10 protein-coding genes are annotated in these 15565 nt (G+C 63.1%); 5 read left to right on the top strand and 5 right to left on the bottom strand.

The annotated features are described in order from the left end of the window. Positions 1-3: 3 nt before the first annotated feature. On the bottom strand, positions 4-2640 hold the full coding sequence (pabB, locus tag HMPREF2932_RS02300) for an aminodeoxychorismate synthase component I (RefSeq protein ID WP_071409499.1): 2637 nt from the start codon (positions 2638-2640) through the stop codon (positions 4-6). 102 nt (positions 2641-2742) lie between these two features. Between pabB and HMPREF2932_RS02305 the strand changes: the two genes are divergently transcribed. From HMPREF2932_RS02305 to HMPREF2932_RS02320, 4 genes are all read left to right on the top strand, one after another. After that, positions 2743-3045 carry a rhodanese-like domain-containing protein gene (locus HMPREF2932_RS02305; RefSeq protein ID WP_071409500.1) on the top strand — a complete coding sequence of 101 codons (303 nt, stop codon included), beginning with the start codon at positions 2743-2745 and terminating at the stop codon, positions 3043-3045. Between the two features lie 135 nt (positions 3046-3180). Then, positions 3181-3510: a type II toxin-antitoxin system HicB family antitoxin gene (locus HMPREF2932_RS02310; protein ID WP_010188794.1), complete on the top strand. Its 330-nt coding sequence runs from the start codon at positions 3181-3183 to the stop codon at positions 3508-3510. 60 nt (positions 3511-3570) lie between these two features. Then, positions 3571-4047 (top strand): MarR family winged helix-turn-helix transcriptional regulator, encoded by a 477-nt coding sequence (locus tag HMPREF2932_RS02315; RefSeq protein ID WP_049154701.1) that lies wholly within the window; start codon positions 3571-3573, stop codon positions 4045-4047. Further along, complete coding sequence (locus HMPREF2932_RS02320; RefSeq protein ID WP_071409501.1) at positions 4048-8016, top strand: Pls/PosA family non-ribosomal peptide synthetase; 3969 nt, start codon at positions 4048-4050, stop codon at positions 8014-8016. It begins immediately after the preceding gene. 59 nt (positions 8017-8075) lie between these two features. On the opposite strand, the gene ppk2 is transcribed toward HMPREF2932_RS02320, so the two are convergent. The 4 genes from ppk2 to HMPREF2932_RS02340 form a co-directional block, all read right to left on the bottom strand. Then, positions 8076-8975: a polyphosphate kinase 2 gene (ppk2, locus tag HMPREF2932_RS02325; RefSeq protein ID WP_049154699.1), complete on the bottom strand. Its 900-nt coding sequence runs from the start codon at positions 8973-8975 to the stop codon at positions 8076-8078. A 524-nt stretch (positions 8976-9499) separates the two neighbouring features. Next, positions 9500-9679, bottom strand: a complete 180-nt coding sequence (locus HMPREF2932_RS02330; RefSeq protein ID WP_046647186.1) for a PorH family porin — start codon at positions 9677-9679, stop codon at positions 9500-9502. A 495-nt stretch (positions 9680-10174) separates the two neighbouring features. Beyond that, complete coding sequence (groL, locus tag HMPREF2932_RS02335) at positions 10175-11821, bottom strand: chaperonin GroEL (RefSeq protein ID WP_046647185.1); 1647 nt, start codon at positions 11819-11821, stop codon at positions 10175-10177. A 279-nt stretch (positions 11822-12100) separates the two neighbouring features. Then, positions 12101-14074, bottom strand: coding sequence for an OPT family oligopeptide transporter (locus tag HMPREF2932_RS02340; RefSeq protein WP_070516188.1), 1974 nt, complete (start codon positions 14072-14074; stop codon positions 12101-12103). 109 nt (positions 14075-14183) lie between these two features. On the opposite strand from HMPREF2932_RS02340, the gene HMPREF2932_RS02345 reads away from it, so the two are divergent. Then, positions 14184-15551 carry a dipeptidase gene (locus HMPREF2932_RS02345; RefSeq protein ID WP_071409502.1) on the top strand — a complete coding sequence of 456 codons (1368 nt, stop codon included), beginning with the start codon at positions 14184-14186 and terminating at the stop codon, positions 15549-15551. Positions 15552-15565 lie beyond the last annotated feature (14 nt).

The raw sequence follows: 15565 nt of genomic DNA on the forward strand, positions 1-15565 counted from the left end.
TGTTCATTTGACGCGCGCAATCGTAGCGCGCATGCCGTCTAGCACGCTTCGCCAGTGCTCGAGGCGTGAGTCTTCGGGTGCCGGCCGTGGCTTTCCGTCGAGTTCCACCACCGGGGTAATCCCGTGCAAGGCGTTGAGGGTCCACAACTCCAGCCCCGCAAGATCGGACAGTCCGAGCGTTCTCTTTTCGACGCTCACTTCCTTTCTCACCGCGGCAACCAGCAGAGACTCAGTGACTGACCGCAACCGAGGTGCGTCCATCGTGAGCATCGTGTCTCCATCCCAAGCGATGAGCGCGGCCGTGGTGGTTTCGCAGACGACGCCCTCGTCGGAGATGAGCAAGGTATCGTCCGGCTCACGAAGCTCTGAGAACAGCGCCAGATTCGGCCCCTTGACATGCGGATTTTCCACTGTTGCCGTAGCGCTGTGCAAACGGGTGGTTTTCCGCTGAGTAGGAAGAGGGCGCAACCGAAGTGCGAAACCGCTGGGGCCAGCCTCCAGGCGCGGGAACCACCGGCCTCGGTTGGGCAGGTGTTCCTGGACTGCGTGGAGGAAGGATCGAGGGGAGTCCATCCCCAAGGCCTCTGCACCCGCGGTAAAGCGCTCGCAGTGTAGCTCAAAGCCGCGCACCTGGCCCTCTTCAAGGCGGAAGGAGTCGATGAGCAAGGGCTCGGGAATCGATGGGACGGGAAGAAGGCCACCGGCTTCGAAGCGGTAGCAGTGCTCCCCGGGGAAGGCCTGCCCGCAAAGTTTGAGGAGCGGGGCGGACTTATCCACGATCTCCTGCCACTCGGCATCCGGGTCCGAAAGAGCCAGCACCGCTCCACCAACGCCATAATGCAGTCTCCCGGAATGCAGGACGATGCTGCGGATAGTCATAGCGAAATCAGCGCTGCCATCGCAACCGAGATAGCCGATCGCACCGGAGTACACCCCACGCGGCGCGGCCTCGAGCTCACGGATGATCTCCATGGTGCGGACTTTCGGCGCACCGGTCATAGAGCCACCGGGAAAGGTGGAGCGGAGGACGTCGATAAGCGAGGCATCCGGGCACAACCGAGCAGAAACGGTGGAGACCAACTGGTGCACGGTGGCAAAGCTGCGAACCGCGAAGAGTTCTTCGGCATGCACGGTGCCTGGAATCCCCACACGGGTGAGATCGTTGCGCACTAGGTCAACGATCATGAGGTTTTCCGCGTGATCCTTCGGGTTACTGGCCAGGTCCGCCCGCAGCTGTTCATCGGCGGTGGGGTTGTGGCCACGTGGGCGGGTGCCTTTGATCGGCTCCGAGCAGACGACGCCGCCAGACACTTTAAGGAAGCGTTCCGGGGAGGCGCTAGCCACTGCGAGCTCAGGGAGCACCAACAACGAACGCATCGGCGCGGGCACCTGCTGCCGAAGGCGCTGGTAGAGGGCCAGCGGATCGAGATCGGCTGCCGCCTCGAGACTGGTAGTGAGGCAGACTTCGTAGGTCTCACCCGCACTGATGAGCTCTTGGGCGCGGCGGATCTTCTCCTTATAGCTGGCGGCGGTATCGCGGCAGATCAGCGGGCCAATCGCACTGGTGTCGAAACGCCTTTGCTGAACAGGGTTGCCGGCGAGTCCTTCGAGGAGCCGCCAGGTCTGTGCCAGCCAGGAGGCCGCGGATTCCTGGCAAATCAGCTGCACTCTCTGCCCACGGATGGCCACCACGCCTGGCGCGCGGAAGAGACCATGAGGGTGGTGTGTGGGCAAGCCGCCGAGGGCCTCGTAACCCAGATAGCCGAACACACCTGGAACGCCGAGGCACCCCGCGGGGCGGGAAAAGCGAGGGGGCTCCGCTAGTGCTTCCATTCCCACCATTTCTCCCAACGGTGCAATGATCGAAGTGCCCTCGAACTCTAGCAGCGCCCCTTTGCCGCCTAGGACATCGAAGACGTCGAGGGGATCGATGGCGAGTAGGCGCTCCTCCACGTGCAGTGGTGGCAGGGGCGCAACTGAGGGGGTGTCGATTTTGACGTCAGGAGATGCCACCTCGTTTGCTTTGGGACAAGCGATAGCCAGGAAGTTCTCGAAGAGCCGGAGACCGTGTTCGCTACAAATCGACTCCGGGTGGTACTGCACGCCCCACCAGCGGCGTTCTTCGCTGCGGCCAGCCATGATGAGGCCATCTGTCGTATGCGCGAGTTCCTTCATACCGGAAGGCAGCTTATCTACCGCCAATGAGTGATAGCGCACCACATCGTGACAAGTGGGAATCCCGGCATAGAGCGGATCCTCGGAGCAATGTATGGTGCTCACCCGCCCGTGCACAGGCTCTGGGGCCGGAGCGATCCGTGCGCCGAGGTGCTGGGCCATCGCCTGGAAGCCCAGGCACACCCCCAGCACCGGCACCGTGGCACGCTCTAGAACCTCGGCGCAAAAGCCGATGTCCGCCGCAAACTCTGGAGTTCCCGGCCCCGGTGAGAGAACCACCGCGTTGTAGCCGGTCAGCGGCACGGGCTGGGTATTGGGGGTGACCCCAACCTCAGCGCCTAACCGCACCAGGTAGTCCACGATGTTGAAGGTGAAGGAGTCAAAGTTTTCCACCACCAGCACTCGAGAGCCAAAGAAGCGACCCGAGGGGTCTCCGGGGATAAGCGCGACAGTGCTGGAGTTCATCACCTGAATAAGTGTGGCATAAGGGAGCGCCGGGGCCGAAAGTGCTACTCACGCTACAGTGCCCCACCAGCCTCACAACCGCACCCGCGTAAGCTGGTGCGCATGCAGAACGTACAACCCACCGAAGTACCCGAGAACGCCCAGCTTATCGACGTCCGCGAGGACCACGAGTGGAACACCGAGCACGCCCAAGGCGCCACGCACATCCCGATGGGAGACCTAGTCGAGCGTCTCGACGAGATTGACCCGGACCGCGATATCTACGTCATCTGCCATGCAGGCGGGCGCAGCATGCAGGTCTGCCAGTACTTGGAGCACACCAAGGGCTGGGACGTCATCAACGTCGAGGGCGGCACGGATGGTTGGAAAGCACAAGGCTGCCCTATGGTTTACCCAAGCCACTAGTGGTACCATTTGCGGTACCATACGGGTGTGGTTTCCAAGATAGAAAAGATCCTCACAAAGATGCGGACCTCACGGACAAACGTCCGCTTCTCAGAGCTGCAACTTGTGTGTGACTTCCATTTCTAGGAGCAGATCATGAATCTCGCAGACAAATACACCTACCAAACCGCTTGGTCAGAAGAAGATGGCGAGTTCGTTGCCACAGTCCTAGAGTTCCCTTCCCTGTCATGGCTGGACACAACCGCGGCCACCGCAGAAGCCGAGTTGCGCAGCGTCGTCGAAGAAACTCTAGAAGATATGCAACGCAACAATGAACGCATCCCGGAACCATTCGGGCAGCGAAGCTTTTCGGGGAAGTTCAACCTCCGCATACCTCAGTCACTTCACCGAGACCTAACCATCGAAGCAGAACGGGAAGGCGTTTCTCTCAACACACTCATCGTGCAGAAGCTAGCCTCAGCCTGAAACTAATGGGCCACAACCCATGATTTAAGTTTGCCACCTTAGGCGCGTAATATCGTCGGCATGCCTTCATTGAATTCTGTATCCATTCCGACCGCGCTCTTGGAGTCCCCCTCCTTCCAGCTGGAGCGCCTCCGCCGCCGCACCCGCGAAGGCGTCGAGGCCGCGCTGCAAACGCAGCAAACCACCCTGCGCGAGTACTGGGTGCTCACCTGCCTCGTTGCGGAGACCGCGTCCTCCCAGTCCGCACTGTCGGAGACCTTGGCCATCGACGCCTCCGACATGGTGCGCCTGCTCGATTCCCTGGAGTCCCGCAGCTGGGTCAAGCGCGAGCGCGATGCCAAAGATCGCCGCCGCCAAATCATTGCCTCCACCAAGAAGGGCGTGAAAGCCCACAAGGAGCTGGCCGTCCTGGTGTCGAAGGCCGAAGACGAAGCCCTCGACGAATCCACCAACAAGCAGCTCAAGCATCTGCGCAAGCTGGCCGCCGCCATCATCGCGGCGGACGCACCCGCTGATACCGAAAGCGGTGATGCTTAAATGACAGAGCCCGAAAACCTTCCTAGTACCGGGGGCCGGCACGCCCTCCGCACCGATGAGCCCGAGACCCCGGCGATTCCCGAGGTCCCCGAGCACTACCTCCTCGGCGACGAGGCCGCCCCCGCGCGCACCCTGTGGGACATCGTTAAGACCACCGCTGAGCACTTCCCCGAGGCCGCGGCCCTCGACGACGGTGAGATCCTCACCTACGCCGAGCTGCTTGCCGACGTCTCCGCATGGGCCACCGAGCTCCACGCCAGCGGCGTGCGTCGCGGAGACCGCATCGGCATCCGCATGACCTCCGGCAAGCGCGAGCTCTATCTGGCCATCCTGGCCACACTCGCCGCCGGCGCGGCCTACGTGCCGGTCGACGCCGACGACCCCGATGAGCGCGCCGAGATGGTCTTCGGCGAAGCCGACATCGACGGTGTCTTCACCGATGAGGGCTTCCGCATGCTGCGCGAGGCGCGCCCCACGTCCGACGAAAAGGACGATCGAGACGGCGCGCTTTTCGACGAGCCGCGCCCCGAAGACACCGCGTGGATCATCTTCACCTCCGGATCGACGGGCAAGCCCAAAGGCGTGGCCGTGAGCCACCGTTCCGCGGCCGCCTTCGTGGACGCGGAGGCTGCCCTCTTTTTGGCGGATAGCCCGCACGGCCCCCTCGGCCCGGACGACCGCGTCCTAGCCGGCCTGTCCGTGGCCTTCGACGCCTCCTGCGAGGAAATGTGGCTGGCCTGGGGCCACGGTGCCTGCCTGGTCCCGGCCCCGCGCTCCCTGGTGCGCTCCGGCATGGACTTGGGCCCCTGGCTCATCCGCCGCGACATCACGGTGGTCTCTACCGTGCCGACCTTGGCCGGCCTCTGGCCCGCCGAGGCCCTGGACAACATCCGCCTTCTCATCGTCGGCGGCGAGGCCTGCTCCCAGGAGCTCACGGACCGCCTGGCCACCGAGGACCGCGAGATGTGGAATACCTACGGTCCCACCGAGGCCACCGTCGTGGCCTGCGCGCAGCGCATGCTGCCGGGCAGGCCCGTATCGATTGGGTTGCCGCTGAAGGGTTGGGATCTGGTGGTCGTCGATAAGCACGGCGTCCCCGTGAACATCGGTGAGGTGGGCGAGCTCGTCATCGGTGGCGTGGGCCTGGCTGCCTACCTGGACCCGGTGAAGGACGCGGAGAAGTACGCGCCGCTGGAGTCCCTGGGTTGGGAGCGCGCCTACCGCACCGGCGACCACGTGCGCCTGGAAGAGGACGGCCTGTATTTTGTGGGCCGCGTCGATGACCAGGTCAAGATTGGTGGCCGCCGCATCGAGCTCGGTGAGGTAGAGGCCAACGTCGCCGCGCTCCCGAACGTGTACAACTCCGCCGTGGCCGTGCAGAAGACGCCGGGCGGCGAGTCCGTGCTCGTCGGCTACGTCTCCCTGGATGACCCGGATGCCGGGTTCGACCACGAAGCGGCACACGCCCGCCTAGCGGAGACCATGCCGGCAGCGCTCGTCCCGCGCATCTGCGTCATGGATGAGCTGCCGATTCGAACCTCCGGCAAGGTGGATAAGAAAGCCCTGCCGTGGCCGCTGCCGGGAGTGGGCGTGGAGGCAGACGGCCTCAACCCCACCGAGCAGTGGCTGGCGGAGCTGTGGGTGGACACCCTGGGTGTTTCCGTGGAGGACGTCAACGCAGACTTCTTCTCCCTCGGCGGCACCTCGCTGGCCGCAGCGACCTTGGTCGGCCGCATCCGCGAGCGCTTCCCCACCGTGGCCGTGCGCGATCTGTACGACCACCCGCGCCTGGGATCCCTGGCGGAGCAGCTCGCTGGTGCCGAGTCCGTCGAGGACGCCGGGCCCGCACGCGAGGTAAAACCCGTCGGCGCTGGTACACGCGTGGCCCAGACGCTCATCCAAATCCCCGTTATGACGCTGGCTGCCACGACGTGGCTGGCCTGGCTGCTACTGGGCTCCAACCTGGCGAACCTGCTGGGCGTGGAGTGGGCCATGACCACCCCGTGGTGGCTGGTCATCCTTCTCCTCGTCATCTTTGTCACCCCCATCGGCCGCATCCCCATCGGTGGCTTTGGCGCGCGGCTGATCACCGCCGGCATTAAGCCCGGCGAGTACCCGCGCGGCGGCTCCACGCACCTGCGCATTTGGGCAGCGGAGCGCTGGGCGGATGCTTCTGGTTCGCGCTCGATCGCGGGCGCTACGTGGGTCAACAACTATGCCCGCGCGCTGGGAGTGAAGATGGGCCGCGGAGTGGACCTGCACTCGCTGCCGCCTGTGACGGGTCTGCTGACCTTGGGCAAGCACGCCGCGATTGAGCCCGAGGTCGATCTCTCCGGCTACTGGCTCGACGGCGATATCCTGCACGTCGGCGCCATTGAGGTCAAGGAAGGCGCTCGCGTGGGCGCGCGCTCGACGCTGCTCCCAGGCACCGTCGTGGGCAAGGATGCCCACGTCGAGGCTGGCTCCACCGTCACTGGGCGCAAGAAGATCAAGGACGGCCAGCGTTGGTCCGGCTCTCCTGCCAAGAAGGTGGGCCGCTCCAAGCACCGCTTCCCGTCGCATGCCCCGAAGCGCCGCCCGTGGTGGGTAGCCATCTACGGCGCTACCTCTATCTTGCTGGCCTTCCAGCCCATCGTGGCGCTGGCCGTGGGCGCTGCCGTGGTCGTTGCCCTCATCGCGGTGACCGACGGTTCCCCTTACGTCGGCTCTATCTTCTTCGCTCCGCTCGGTGCCCTGGCGGCGTTTGCCACCTTCATGCTGCAAACCTGGCTGGGCGTGCGCATCCTCTCGCTGGGTATCAAGCCCGGTGTGGCACCGGTGCGCTCCGCCAAGGGCTGGCGCCTGTGGGCCATCGAGCGCCTTATGGACGAGGCCCGCACGCAGCTCTTCCCCATCTACGCCTCGCAGCTCACCCCGGCGTGGCTGCGTTCGCTGGGTGCAACGATTGGCAAGGACGTGGAGATTTCCACGGCCGTCATGGTGCCCAAGCTCACCGAGGTCAAGGACGGCGCCTTCTTGGCGGATGACACCATGATCGGCGGCTATGAGCTCGGCGGCGGTTGGATGCTCACGGGTGAGACCAAGGTGGGCAAGCGTTCCTTCGTGGGCAACTCCGGAATCACTGGCCCGGGCCGTAAGCTGTCGAAGAACTCGCTGGTGGCGGTGCTGTCCTCGACGCCGAAGAAGACCAAGTCCGGCGCCAACTGGTGGGGTTCCCCGCCGGAGCGCATGCGCCGCGTGGAGGCCCACGTGGACGGTGTGGAGGGCGAGTCCCTCACCTACAACCCGGGCTTTGGGGTCAAGGCCGCGCGTGGTGCGATTGAGACCATGCGCCTGCTGGCGCCGATGACCTCGGCCATGCTGCTGGCGGGCACGTTGGCATCACTCTACGCGCTGGCCGACGCCCTCGGCATCGCCGCCGCCTGGGCCCTCGGCGGTGTCGTCCTCATGGTGGCCGGCGCTATCGCGATGGTGATCACCGTGGCGGTCAAGTGGATCTGCGTGGGCACGCAGACAGCTGGCGACCACCCACTGTGGTCCGCCTTCGTGTGGCTCAACGAGCTGCAGGACACCTTTGTGGAGGCGGTTGCCGCCCCGTGGTTCTTCACCCACGCCTATGGCATGGGTGAAATCAACCAGGGCCTGCGCGCGCTGGGCGTGACGATTGGCCGCGGCGCGTGGATCGACTCCTACTGGTTCCCGGAAACGGACCTGTGTTTTGTGGGCGAAGGCGCTTCCGTCGGCCCCGGCACCGTGGTGCAAACGCACCTCTTCCAGGACCGCGTCATGAGCCTAGATACCGTCACCATCAAGGCCGGCGCTACCCTGGGCTCGCATTCGGTGGCGCTGCCGGCCTCGGTCATCGGCAGCGTGGCAACCGTTGGCCCCGGCTCGCTGGTCATGCGCGGCGACCAGGTTCCGAGCAACTCCGAGTGGCAGGGCAACCCGATTGAGCCCTGGAAGCACTAGATAGGCAAAGAAAGGAGGCGGCAGGATTTCCTGCCGCCTCCTTTCTTTATGCGTCGAGACTAGTCACCGATCTGGTCGCGACCACGCTTGACGATCTTGTCGTCCACCTGGTCAACGAGCTCGTGGTCCTTGTTGGTGTACTCAAACTTGGAGAGCACGTAGCGCATCGCGTTAATGCGGGCGCGCTTCTTGTCGTTGGACTTGATGGTGATCCACGGAGACTCTTCAGTATCGGTGTAACGGAACTGCTCCTCCTTGGCGCGGGTGTAATCATCCCACTTATCCAGAGAGGCCAAGTCCATGGGCGAAAGCTTCCACTGACGGACCGGGTCGATCTGGCGGATGGCGAAGCGGGTGCGCTGCTCCTTGCGGGTCACGGAGAACCACAACTTAGTCAGCGAAATGCCGGAGCCGAGAATCATGTTCTCCAGCATCGGAACCTCGCGCAGGAACTCTGCGTGCTGGGATTCCGTACAGAAGCCCATGACGCGCTCCACGCCGGAGCGGTTGTACCAGGAGCGGTCAAAGAAGACGATTTCACCACCGCACGGGAAGTGCTGAATATAGCGCTGGAAGTACCACGACGTGGATTCGCGCGGGGACGGCTTCTCCAGCGCTACGGTGCGGGCACCACGCGGGTTGAGGTGCTCGTTGAAACGCTTGATAGTGCCGCCCTTACCTGCAGCATCGCGGCCCTCAAAGAGGATAATGTGGCGCTGGCCGGTTTCCTTGGTCCAGTTCTGCCACTTCAACAGCTCGATCTGCAGGGAGCGCTTGATGGACTCGTACTCATCGCGCGTCATGCGCTCTTCGTATGGGTAGTTCTCGCGCCAAGTCTCAACCGGCGAGCCATCCGGCATGATGAGCGAGGGATCGTCTTCATCGGAGTCATCGACGACGTAGCCGTCGGTCTGCGCAAGGTCGATCTCGGGGAGTTCGTCGTCTTTAATGTCAGCCATGCCAATAATTCTATCTATGAAACAGGCATCCGGCGCGATAAAACTGGTTGCCGCCGCCCAATTTACCCCCGTAGTGGCAAACGGGCGGCAGCAGCCGCCCAGAATGTACGTTTCTCACAAATAGTGCCCCAAGAATCGAAGTTCTGGGGCCTTAAATGATCGATCCGTACCTGCCCCGCTTACGCGATGGTACGTTTTCGCGTGCAAGGTCCGGAAACCGCATGATCCCAAGGGCATGTTTGCGAAAACGTACCGCGCCACTGCGCTAGCCGGCCCAGGGTTCTGGAAATGAGAAACCCCGCTGCCCAAAGTGGGTCAGCGGGGTTAACGCTTAGTTCTGCGTGAGCAGCGTGCTGCTTAGAGCAGGCCGATCAGCTTCTTGGCGCCGGAAGCAGCGTCGCCCAGAGCGTAGAGAAGCGGCAGGATGAGGCCGAAGATGCCGGTGGAAGACAGGGTTTCCATTTTAAAATCTCCTTGGGATTGAAAGTGTGTGTATTAAGTGCGCCCTTCAGAAGGGCACAAGATTACTTCGTGGAGGACAGGGCGTCCAGCTTGGAGGTGTCCGGGGTTACCTCAACGGAGTCAGCGGTAGCAGCACCAGCGATGATGTCGAAAGCCTTAGCGAAGCCCTGGAAGAGGTTCTTGATGCCGGAAGCGAAGTCAGCGAAGTTGCCCAGCTGATCAGCAACGAAAGAAAGATCCATTATGGTCTCCTTTTGTGAAGTCCGGACTCAGAAGTGCCCGGAGGGGGTTTGCGGTTTTGCAGACACCCTCAACGGGCGTCACAGGAAACTATTTTGGCACACCTCCCCGACTTTGCAAGCGTTTAGGCTAGTTAATTTTTCGGGTGAAGATTATTGCGGATCAAGCATGCAACGAGCGTTATTTATTCACCCGACCTTAACCTAACCAGTAACAACGCCTCTAACTGCGGAAATAAACAGCATCAGGCGCGAGGCTCCAAGAAATTTTCTGCAGAACGTAACGCTAGCCGCTTCACTAGCGATTCATAGGCCTGACAAACAAAGTAAAAGCGCGAGATATTTTCCGCAAGAACACGCTCGTCTACCCCCATCCGGGGTGACATAAGGACACAAAAAGGTCTCAGAACAGAGAACGCTCCCCACGGTTGACCGTGGGGAGCGTTCGTTTTGCTACGGGCTGCGGCGACGAGACGCTTCAGCCCAGGGAGCTAGGCACTAGAAGCCCATGCCGCCCATTGCGTCAGGATCCGGCATGCCCGCGCCTGCACCGGCCGGCTCCGGCTTATCAGCCACAACTGCCTCGGTGGTCAGGAACAGGGCCGCGATGGACGCAGCGTTCTGCAGTGCGGAACGGGTGACCTTGACCGGGTCATTGATGCCAGCGGCCATGAGGTCCACGTACTCGCCAGTAGCCGCATTGAGGCCCTGGCCAGCCGGCAGGGACGCAACCTTGTCGGCAACAACGCCCGGCTCCAGGCCTGCGTTCTGAGCAATCTGCTTCAGCGGAGCAGACAGGGCTTCGCGGACGATCTTGACGCCGGTTGCCTCGTCACCGGTGAGGTCAGAGAGGGAATCCAGGACATCGGCTGCCTGCAGCAGAGCCACGCCACCACCGGCGACGATGCCCTCTTCGACAGCTGCCTTAGCGTTGCGCACGGCGTCCTCGATGCGGTGCTTGCGCTCCTTGAGCTCAACCTCGGTCGCGGCACCAACCTTGAGGACTGCCACGCCGCCGGCCAGCTTGGCTAGGCGCTCCTGCAGCTTCTCGCGGTCGTAGTCAGAATCGGAGTTCTCGATCTCGGCGCGGATCTGCTTGATGCGACCGTCGATCTGCTCCTGGGAGCCAGCGCCCTGAACGATGGTGGTCTCGTCCTTGGTCACGACAACCTTGCGTGCCTGGCCGAGGTACTCGATCTCAGCGGTCTCCAGGGACAGGCCGACCTCCTCGGAGATGACCTGGCCGCCGGTGAGGATAGCCATGTCCTGCAGGGTGGCCTTGCGGCGGTCGCCGAAGCCCGGAGCCTTCACGGCAACGGACTTGAAGGTGCCGCGGATCTTGTTGACTACGAGGGTGGACAGGGCCTCGCCCTCAACATCCTCAGCGATAATCAGCAGCGGCTTGCCGGTCTGCATGACCTTCTCCAGCAGCGGAACGAGGTCCTTGATGTTGGAGACCTTGGAGGAAACCAGCAGGATGTACGGATCCTCGAGGACAGCCTCCTGGCGCTCCATGTCGGTAGCGAAGTAGCCAGAGATGTAGCCCTTGTCGAAGCGCATGCCTTCGGTGACCTCAAGGTCAACGCCGAAGGTGTTGGACTCCTCAACGGTAATAACGGAGTCCTTGTTTACGGAGCCGTTGCCCACGGTGTACATAGCCTCGGCGATCTTCTCGCCGATTGCCGGGTCAGCGGCGGAGATGCCAGCGGTGGTGGCGATCTCTTCCTGGGTCTCTACTTCCTTCGCGGAGGAGAGCAGGGAGTCAACAACCTTCTTGGTGGCGGCCTCAATGCCACGCTTAATGCCCATCGGGTTGGAACCAGCAGCTACGTTGCGCAGGCCCTCACGCACGAGAGCCTGGGCCAGAACGGTAGCGGTGGTGGTGCCGTCACCGGCAACGTCATCAGTCTTCTTGGCTACTTCCTTGACCAGCTCTGCGCCGATCTTCTCGTACGGGTCCTCGAGCTCGATCTCGCGCGCGATGGAGACACCGTCGTTAGTAATGGTCGGGGCGCCCCAGGACTTCTCCAGGACGACGTTGCGGCCCTTGGGGCCGAGGGTGACCTTGACGGCGTCGGCAAGCGTGTTGAGACCACGCTCGAGGCCGCGACGTGCCTCTTCATCGAAGGCAATGATCTTTGCCATGTGTTTGTGCTCCTTAAGCTTTGTTGAGGACGACACTCACGTCTGGATCTATGACGGACGCCCGCGACGGCACGGCTGGCGAGTGTTCTCCAGCCCCAACCACATAGATGATTTTGATTCATTTCTGGCACTTGCCATGTGGAAGTGCTAGCGACCATTCTGGCACTCAGACCTACCGACTGCAAGATTCAACACGAACGGGCGGTGCGAAAGCACCGCCCACGAAAACGAACCGCCCGCTAGATCGAACCGCCCGTCACAACGAAGTCCCTGTCGCTCTTAAGCCGCAGCCTTCTTCGCTGTCCACTTATACGCCGCGGCAATGCCGGCAACGAAGAGGATGACGCCCACGAACTTGGCTGCCGTGCCGCCCTCGAAGATCTCCAGCGGGGAATCACCTCCCGACGCCGCGATGATGCCCGCATTGACCACGCCGAAGAGCGACTCACCCACGATGAGGCCGGTGGCCAGCAGCGTGCCCATGCGCTTAGCAAAGTCCGGCTTGGACTGGCGGGCCGCCCACCGGTTGTAGAAGTAGCCCAAGAAAGCGCCGATCGGCACCACAATGGTGATGGCTGCCGGCAGGTACATGCCCATGCCCACGGCCAGCGGGGACAGGGAGTACTTGTCGGTGAAGTGGCGCAGGCACTCGTCCACGATGATGATGACGGCACCAATAGCCGCGCCCAGACCGATGAGATCCCACGGCAGGGAGTTATCGAAAATACCGGAGGCTACCGAAGACATCAGCGCGGCCTGCGGTGCAGCCAGTGCGTCCTCACCAGCGCCTTCCATGCCCTGGAAGCCGAAGCCGGTGAGCATGACCTGCAGAATCGGCGGAATCACCAGGGAGCCGAAGAGGACACCGATAATGAGCGCTACCTGCTGCTTCCACGGCGTCGCGCCGACCAGCTGACCGGTCTTGAGGTCCTGCAGGTTGTCATTGGAAATAGTCGCGATACCGAAAACAATGGCCGCAGTAAACAGCGTGTAGGCCACCAGCGACAGCGGCTCCGCGTCCGTCCCGCGGGTCACGGCGGCAATGATCAGCGCGGCGGCGATGACCGCGATGATGCCGATGGAGGAAATCGGCGAGTTGGAGGCACCGATGAGGCCAGCCATGTAGCCACACACCGACGCGATGATCAGGCCCACGAGCAAGGTGAAGAGTACGGAGACCGTGATGAGGACGGCCATGTGGTCGTGGATATCGGTGCCGCGCACGAAGTTCCACAGCAGCAGACCAATCGGAATCATCAGGACCAGGATGGTGCCAATGACATAGGGCGCCGGAATATCGCGCTCCTCCACCGCTACCTGCTGGCCGCCCTTGCGGTCACGGGAGGAGGCGAAGGACTCAGCCATGCCCTTGGCAATCGGACCGGTGATCTTGATCAGCGTCCAGATCGCGGCGATAGCCATGGTGCCCACGCCGATGAAGCGAATCCGGCCGGAGAAGACGGAATCAACAGTGTCCATGAGCGTGGCCGGATCACCCAGCCCCTCACCACCGGTGAGGATGGGCAGCAGGATGAGGTAGGAGATGACCACGCCGACGAGCATGGCAATACCCACGGCCAAGCCCACGAGGTGGCCCACGCCGACCAGCGCCAGCGAGAGGGAGCTACCCAGCGTCGTCGCGCCAGGGCCCAGCTTGAAGTAGGTGGCCACCTCGGAGGCGGCTGCCTTCATAGCCGCCAGCAGTGCCATGACGGCAGAAAGGATGCCGCCAAAGAGGATGACGTGCAGGCCCTTCGTGTTCTCTTCGTGGGCGGCCTCGCCCTCCTCACCGGTGCTATCGCCCACCTTGAGGACCTCCGCCGCGGCCACGCCTTCCGGATAGGGCAGGTCCGAGCCCGTCACCAGCGCACGGCGCAGCGGAATGGAGTACATCACGCCGAGCACACCGCCGATGGCGCACACCGCGGCGGTATCGATGAAGGAAAAGCCCTGCCAGTAGCCCACCATGACCAAGCCCGGGAGCACGAAGATGATCGCGGACAACGTGCCGGCCGCAGAGGCGATGGTCTGCACGATGTTGTTTTCTTTGATGTTGTGCCCGGCAAAACGGCGCAGCACCGCCATGGAAATCACGGCGGCAGGAATGGACGTGGCAAACGTCAGGCCCACCTTGAGGCCCAGATACACGTTGGCGGCGGTAAAGATAAGAGTGATGAGCCCACCAATGATGATGCCGCGCAGCGTGAGCTCGCGGAGCGTGGACTGGGAACCTTCGGCGGTGGTAGACGCCATGTCAGGTCCTTTCTAAAAAGAACTTATAAACAATATGGACTAGAACCGTGCATATGTTACTACCTAGCGGCCGGTAGGCCGAGTTGAGGATCCGAGTAGGTTGGAGTGCATGACCAAGATTTCTGAGTTTGTGAACAATGACCGCGACACTATTTTCAACCAGCTCAAGGAGCTCGTCTCCTTCAATTCCGTCCACAACGAGCCGGGTCTAGAGGACCAGACCGCGAAGGCGGCGGAGTGGGTCCACGCCGCGCTTGTCGACGCCAACTTCACCCCCGAGGCCATCCCTACCGCTGATGGTTCCACGGCGATCGTCGCCAAGCGCCCCGGCAAGGAGGGCGCGAAGACGGTGCTGCTGTACTCGCACTACGACGTGGTTCCTGCCGGGAACCCCGACGCGTGGGAGTCTGATCCCTTCACCCTGACTGAGCGCGATGGCCGCTGGTACGGCCGCGGCGCCGCTGACTGCAAGGGCAACGTCGCCATGCACCTGGCGGCCCTGCGCGCGCTCGACGCCAACGGTGGAACCGACCTCAACCTCACCGTGCTTATTGAGGGCTCCGAGGAACGCGGCGGCGAGGGCCTGTCCGCACTCATCGAGGAGCGCCCTGAGCTCTTCGCGGCCGACGCCATCCTCATCGCCGATGCCGGCAACGCCAAGGTAGGTGTCCCGACGCTGACGACCTCCCTGCGCGGCGGCTCGCAGATCAACGTCAAGGTCTCCACCCTCCACTCGGCCGTGCACTCCGGCCAGTTCGGCGGCGCGGCTCCCGACGCCGTCAAGGCGCTCATGCGCACGCTAGATTCCCTGACGGATGAGTATGGCCGCACGACTATCGACGGCGTCGATTGCGAGGGCACCTGGCCGCTGGCTGAGGGGCAGGACACCGCCTACAGCGAGGAGAACTTCCGCGCTGATGCCCAGATGCTCGAGGGCACCGAGGTCATGGGCGCGCAGGACCCGGCCGGTGCCACCGCTATCGCGGATATGATTTGGGCCCGCCCGGCAGTGCCCATCACCGGCTTTACTTCCACCCCGGTGGCCGAGGCCGTCAACGCTGTGCCCGCCACCGCAGAAGCCAACATCAACCTGCGCACGCCCGCCACCATGGATCCCCGCGCCACCGCGGAGGCCGTGGCCGAGCACCTGAAGAAGCACGTCCCGTGGGGCGCACACATCGAGGTCACCATCTTGGAGGCCAACCTGGGATTCGAGACCGACCCGGCAAAGCCCGCGGTGGCTCTGCTCGGCGAGTGCCTCGGCGAGGCATTCGGTGGGGAGACCATCACCCAGGGCATGGGCGGATCCATCCCGCTGACCGTGGAGTTGCAGGAGAAGCACCCGAACGCGGAGATCGCACTCTTCGGCGTCGAGGAGCCGCAGTGCACCATCCACTCCGCTAACGAGTCGGTCGACCCGACCGAGATTGAAAAGATCGCCATCGCCGAGGCGCTCTTCCTGCAGCGCTTCGCCTAAGCGCACCGCAGCGC

It is taken from the genome of Corynebacterium sp. HMSC074H12, assembly GCF_001813755.1.
In the GTDB taxonomy this organism is placed as follows: Bacteria; Actinomycetota; Actinomycetes; order Mycobacteriales; family Mycobacteriaceae; genus Corynebacterium; species Corynebacterium hiratae.

What these genes read in the sequence shown, in the direction of transcription:
- HMPREF2932_RS02345 (WP_071409502.1), top strand. Translation starts at nt 14,184, where the DNA reads ATGACCAAGATTTCTGAGTTTGTGAACAATGACCGCGACACTATTTTC.
- HMPREF2932_RS02340 (WP_070516188.1), bottom strand. Translation starts at nt 14,074, where the DNA reads ATGGCGTCTACCACCGCCGAAGGTTCCCAGTCCACGCTCCGCGAGCTC.
- groL (WP_046647185.1), bottom strand. Translation starts at nt 11,821, where the DNA reads ATGGCAAAGATCATTGCCTTCGATGAAGAGGCACGTCGCGGCCTCGAG.
- HMPREF2932_RS02310 (WP_010188794.1), top strand. Translation starts at nt 3,181, where the DNA reads ATGAATCTCGCAGACAAATACACCTACCAAACCGCTTGGTCAGAAGAA.
- pabB (WP_071409499.1), bottom strand. Translation starts at nt 2,640, where the DNA reads ATGAACTCCAGCACTGTCGCGCTTATCCCCGGAGACCCCTCGGGTCGC.
- HMPREF2932_RS02315 (WP_049154701.1), top strand. Translation starts at nt 3,571, where the DNA reads ATGCCTTCATTGAATTCTGTATCCATTCCGACCGCGCTCTTGGAGTCC.
- HMPREF2932_RS02320 (WP_071409501.1), top strand. Translation starts at nt 4,048, where the DNA reads ATGACAGAGCCCGAAAACCTTCCTAGTACCGGGGGCCGGCACGCCCTC.
- ppk2 (WP_049154699.1), bottom strand. Translation starts at nt 8,975, where the DNA reads ATGGCTGACATTAAAGACGACGAACTCCCCGAGATCGACCTTGCGCAG.
- HMPREF2932_RS02305 (WP_071409500.1), top strand. Translation starts at nt 2,743, where the DNA reads ATGCAGAACGTACAACCCACCGAAGTACCCGAGAACGCCCAGCTTATC.
- HMPREF2932_RS02330 (WP_046647186.1), bottom strand. Translation starts at nt 9,679, where the DNA reads ATGGATCTTTCTTTCGTTGCTGATCAGCTGGGCAACTTCGCTGACTTC.